We start from the raw sequence: 5085 nt of genomic DNA, 5'->3' as shown, positions 1-5085 counted from the left end.
CCCTCGCCCCACTCGACCACGACCACCGACTCGGGCAGCGAGACGTCCAGGTCGACACCGGCTGGATCCTCAACGCGCCCGCCCAGGGCGGCCCGCCGGGGCACGGCGGCGACCGGCGGCTGGTGGTGGACCTGTGCCCGGACACCGCCACGCACGAGGCCGCTCCCCTCGGGCCCTGGAGCTACCGCCCCGGCACCGCGCACCGGTACCGCCGGCCACAACCCGCGGTCACGCTGATCACCAGCGCCACCCGGAACGCGCCGCACTTCGAGGACACCATCGAGGCGCTGAACGACGCCACCAGCCTCGCCCGTTCGTCCGCCGTGGTGGTGCTGCCGCTGTGGGACAAGGGCGCCAAGATCGTGCACGAGAGACTCACGGACCGGCCCGAGCCCAACATGACGGTGGTGACCGTCGGCCTCGCCGAGGACTGCGACGTGTGGGTCCTCCCGCCCCGGTGGCTCGGCGGTGAACACCTCCTCACCCTCCACTATCAAGGCAGGCAGCACCAGTTCACGGTTCCGGTCGCCGGCCGCCACCACGCCATGGCGGCCTGCGCCGCCATCGCCACCGCCCTCGTCACCGGCGAGGACCCGCAGACAGTGGCGGAGCGCCTCGCCGCCTTCCGCGGCGTCGAGCGCTCGCTGGCCGTGCTCGGCACGCGGGACGGGATCACCGTCAGGAACTCCCGCGCCCGGCACCCGCGCGAGGTCGCCCAGGACGTCACGGCCGCCCGGATGCTCACCGAGGGGAACGTGCTCGTCGTCCTGGAGCCGGACGGCATCGCCCGCACCACCGCGCACGCCGACGAACTCGGAGCCGCCCTCGGCGACGCCGATCTCGCGCTGCTCCTGCCGGTCAGCACCCCGCTGGCCGGACACGACGGGCCCGACCCGCTGGACGCCGTCGAGCGGGCCGCCGTCCGGGCCCTCGGCCCGGACGCGATCCACCGCATCCGATCCGGCCCCTGCGAACCGGCCCCCGGGCAGCGGATCTTCGACATGACCGCCGAGGGCGACCTCGTCCTGGTCGTCGGAAACGGCCCCCACGCCGAGCAGCTCGGCCCCCGCCTGCTGGAGCGCCTCGCCCAGACCCATGCCCTGGGCGCCGGCCGCCCATGAGCCGCCCGACATCCACCGGAGACACCACCATGACCACCATCGCTCTTCCGGCCCACACCCTGACCGAGCAGCAGGTGCGCCTGCTCGGGCACATCGCCGCCGAGTCCACCATCCGCACGATCACGGCCGACCCCGAACTCCCGTGGGGGCCCGGCGCGGTCGACGCCGCCGTCAAGGAGCTGCTGACGGCCACCGGAACCCGCACCGCGCCCCAGCTCGTCGCCTGGGGCACCGCGCACCGCCTCATCACCGACACCGCGCAACCCTGCGCCGCCCTCTGCGCCGACATCCGGCTACCCCCGCGCCTCCACCGCGTCCTGGTCGGCTGGGTCGGCGGGCGCACCACCCCGGAACTCGAGGCCGACTTCGACGTCACCGCCGCCACCGTGCGCGGCTACGGCAAGGACCTGCGCTCCTGGCTGGGCGTGCGCACCCAGATCCAGGCGAGCATCGCCGCCGTCCTGGCCGGCCTGGTCCGCCTCAGCGACATCAACCCCACGTGGCCCGCCGAGCCGCTGCACCACGCCGCGCCCCGCGGCCAGGCCGCGTGAACTCCCGCCCCACCGGCGGCCGGGCCGCGGTCGGAGCCGTCTGCTTCCTCCTCGGCCTCCTGGTCGGCGCCGCCGTCCTCTACCTCGTCCAGCACCGCACCCGGCTCACCCAGCCGCTCTACCTGACTGTCTTCGCCCTCGTCGCCTTCGGCACGCTGGCCGTCACCGATCGCCTGGTCACCGCGCGTTCCGCGCCGAAGCCCCGGATCGGTTCCTCCCCGCAGGACCCTCCTCGGCCGACCGGCTGAACACCCGCTCCACCGCATCACCCCATGGCGGCCGTTTCGGGCCAGGGCCGCACCCCGACAACCCCAGACAGACAGTAGATGAGCACCTTACGACCTGCCGACGGACTGGCGGCCCGCGATCTGGACCGCCACCTGATCAACCGCGCGGGCGTCATCGTCGACGCCAACGCCCTCGTCCAGCTGCCCGCCGACCGCCTGGCCGGCGCCGACCCGTTCCTCCTGGCCACAGGCGCCCCCGTGCCGGCCACCACTCCCGCCCCACTGCTGCGGCTGCTGATGCGCGCCGGCTCCATGGCCGTCCCCTGCGCCCTGGTCACCGAGCGGCTCGGTCGCCACGTGAGCGCCATGCTCGCCGCCCAGCGCGTCACCAACGTGTGGTCCGCCTCCGTGTCCGCGGCAGAACACCGCGAGCAGGGAACCAACCCCTACCGGGCTGCGGCCGGCGCCCTCGGACTCCCGGTCGAGAGATGCCTGATCATCGCCACCGATCCGACGCTGTACGAGGCCCAGGCCAGCAGCGCACGCCGCGTCCTCACCAGCGACTCCGGAACCCTCCACTTGGCTGCCAAGAGCACCGACAAACTCAGCCAGCTCGGGCACGACGTCGCCGTTCAGCTCGCCCTCGGGCACTCCTACGACGGCGTAGCCGAGCAGCTCGACTGCTCCTCCAGCAGCGCTGCCAACGCCATGTCGAGGCTGATGCGCCGCCGCGGCTTCACCGACCGCACCCGCACCATCGTCGACCTCATCACCTCCGGCCTCCTCGACACCGCCGAACTGCGCGCGGCACTGCCCGACACGCTCCCGAGAATCACTGCGCGGGAGCACAAGGTCCTCACCCTGCTCGCCACCCACGAGGTGCGCACCGTCGCGAGGATGACCGGCATCAACCCAGACGCCATCGGCGGCATCATCACCCGGGCCACCACCGCCACCGGGGCAAAGACCCGCACCCAGGCCGTCGTCATGGTCCTCCTGCTCGACAGCCCCGGGCCGGCCACTGTCTCCGGCGGTGTCCAGTGAGGCTGGTCGAGTACCCCGAGCCCTTCACCCCCGACGGCAGCCCGACGCTGTACCTGGCCGCTTCGGGCGCCGGCCGTCCGGGCTGGCGGAGCGAGGCCATCGCCCTCCTGGAGGCGGCCGGCTTCACCGGTGCCGTCCTCAACCCCCTTCCCGCCGCCCACCCGCAAGCGCCGTCCGGCTGGCAGGAGCACAACCTGCGGCGCTTCGGCGCCGTCCTCCTGTGGTGCCCCACCGGCGCGCAGCAGGTACGCGACGTCCGGCAGCGGTTCCTTCGCCTCTCACGCACCGCGCTGGTAGTCGGCTGTGACCACACGAAGCGCGAGCAGCGGTTCATCCACGCCGAACTCCAGGCCACGATGCCGCGGTTGGCCGTCGCCACCGACCTCGCCGCCGCCGTACGGACGGCTCTCGACCACCTCAGCGCCCCGGCCGCGCCCCAGAGCTGAACTCCCCTTCGACCCACCCCGTCAGGAACACCATGCCCACCGCCGCCCTGCCCCGCCGTTCCCGGTTCCCCATCGAGGACCACGGCCTGATCGGCAGCACCGCCACCGGCGCCCTCGTCCGCAACGACGGCACCATCACCTGGGCGTGCCTGCCCCGGTTCGACTCCCCCGCCGTCTTCGCCTCCCTGCTCGGCACCGAGGAGCACGGCTTCTGGCGCCTGGGCCCCGCCACCGACGGCGAGCCCGCGGCGGCCGACCGACGCCGCTACCGCGACGACACCATGTCGCTGGAACATGAATGGGACACCCCCACCGGCAGCGTGAGGGTCACCGACCTCATGCCGCTGGGCACCAGGACGCCCCGGATCATCCGCAGCATCGAGGGCCTGAGCGGCACCGTGACGATGACCTCGAAGTTCCGGGCCCGCCCCGGCTACGGCGCCCACGCCCCCCTGTACACCCGCACCTCGCGAGGCGCCACCGCGCGCCTGTGCGCCACCGTCCACCCCGACTCCTACTGGCTCGACGGCCCCCACCACGTCCTCACCCGCGCCGGTGCGCGCTGCGACTTCACCATCACCGCCGGCGAGCGCATCGCCTTCACCCTCACCTGGTCCCCCTCCTCCCACCCGGCTCCCGACCTGCGCAGCCCCCGCTCGGCGCGCACCCTCACCGAAGTGTCCTGGCACGAGTGGGCGTCCCACTGCGCGTACCAGGGCCCCTACCGGGAAGCGGTCGTCCGCTCGGCCCTCGTCCTCAAGTCCCTGTGCCACCCGGGCGGCGGGATCGTCGCCGCCCCCACCACCTCCCTGCCCGAGCAGATCGGCGGCGAACGCAACTGGGACTACCGGTACGTGTGGCTGCGCGACTCCGCCCTGACCATCACCACCCTCGCTCGCCTCGGCCACACCGAGGAAGGCGAGGCCTGGCGCGACTGGTTGCTCGCCGTCCTGGGGCCCGACGTCTCCACCTTCCAGATCCTGTACGGCCTCCATGGCGAAAACAACCTGCCCGAAGACGAGTTGGAGCACCTGCCCGGCTACGAGAACTCCCGGCCCGTACGGGTGGGCAACGGCGCCGCCGACCAGCTCCAGCTCGACGTCCCCGGCGAAGTCGCCGACGCCCTCCTCGCCGCCGAGAACGCCGGGCTGCACCCTTCTCCCGACGCCGACGCGATGCTGCGCGCACTCGCCCGCTGGACCGAGGACCACTGGCGGGAGCCGGACGAGGGCATCTGGGAGGTCCGCGGCCCGCGCCGGCACTTCGTCCACTCCAAGGTCATGGCCTGGGCCGCGATCGACCGCACCATCACCCTGCTGCGCCGACGGGCTTCCACCACCGCCGACGAACTCGCCCACTGGCAACAGCTGCGCGACCACATCCACGCCGACGTCTGCGAACGCGGCTACGACCCCGAGCGCAACACCTTCACCCAGTACTACGGCGGCAAGGAGCTGGACGCCTCGCTGCTGCTGATCCCCCAGGTCGGCTTCCTGCCGCCGGACGACAAGCGGGTCATCGGCACCATCGAGGCGATCCAGCGCGAACTGTCCACCGAGGACGGCTTCGTGCTGCGCTACCCGACCCACGACGAGTCCGGGAACAACGTCGACGGCCTCTCCGGCCACGAGGGCGCCTTCCTGGCCTGCTCGTTCTGGCTGGCCGACGACCTCGCCATGATCGGCCGGGTGCAGGA

5 protein-coding genes and 1 pseudogene are annotated in these 5085 nt (G+C 73.1%); all 6 read left to right on the top strand.

Translation table 11 applies throughout. From position 1 onward, the window contains the following. A pseudogene (locus AB0E96_RS38005) lies at window positions 1–1121 on the top strand (hypothetical protein); the annotation flags it as partial. 29 nt (window positions 1122–1150) lie between these two features. Next, on the top strand, window positions 1151–1672 hold the full coding sequence (locus tag AB0E96_RS38000; protein ID WP_359830949.1) for a hypothetical protein: 522 nt from the start codon (window positions 1151–1153) through the stop codon (window positions 1670–1672). Further along, window positions 1669–1920 (top strand): hypothetical protein, encoded by a 252-nt coding sequence (locus AB0E96_RS37995; RefSeq protein ID WP_359830948.1) that lies wholly within the window; start codon window positions 1669–1671, stop codon window positions 1918–1920. Before AB0E96_RS38000 ends, AB0E96_RS37995 begins: the two co-directional genes overlap by 4 nt. A 78-nt stretch (window positions 1921–1998) precedes the next feature. After that, window positions 1999–2943, top strand: a complete 945-nt coding sequence (locus tag AB0E96_RS37990) for a hypothetical protein (RefSeq protein WP_359830946.1) — start codon at window positions 1999–2001, stop codon at window positions 2941–2943. Further along, window positions 2940–3389: a hypothetical protein gene (locus tag AB0E96_RS37985; RefSeq protein ID WP_359830944.1), complete on the top strand. Its 450-nt coding sequence runs from the start codon at window positions 2940–2942 to the stop codon at window positions 3387–3389. Before AB0E96_RS37990 ends, AB0E96_RS37985 begins: the two co-directional genes overlap by 4 nt. Before the next feature lie 32 nt (window positions 3390–3421). After that, on the top strand, window positions 3422–5085 hold a 1664-nt coding region (locus tag AB0E96_RS37980; RefSeq protein ID WP_359830942.1), incomplete at its 3' end, for a glycoside hydrolase family 15 protein.

This window comes from Kitasatospora sp. NPDC036755 (assembly GCF_040636595.1).
Lineage (GTDB): Bacteria > Actinomycetota > Actinomycetes > Streptomycetales > Streptomycetaceae > Kitasatospora.
Note: the sequence above shows the minus strand (reverse complement) of the source record. Positions and strands in the feature narration are given on the sequence as shown.

What these genes read in the sequence shown, in the direction of transcription:
- AB0E96_RS38000 (WP_359830949.1), top strand. Translation starts at nt 1,151, where the DNA reads ATGACCACCATCGCTCTTCCGGCCCACACCCTGACCGAGCAGCAGGTG.
- AB0E96_RS37990 (WP_359830946.1), top strand. Translation starts at nt 1,999, where the DNA reads ATGAGCACCTTACGACCTGCCGACGGACTGGCGGCCCGCGATCTGGAC.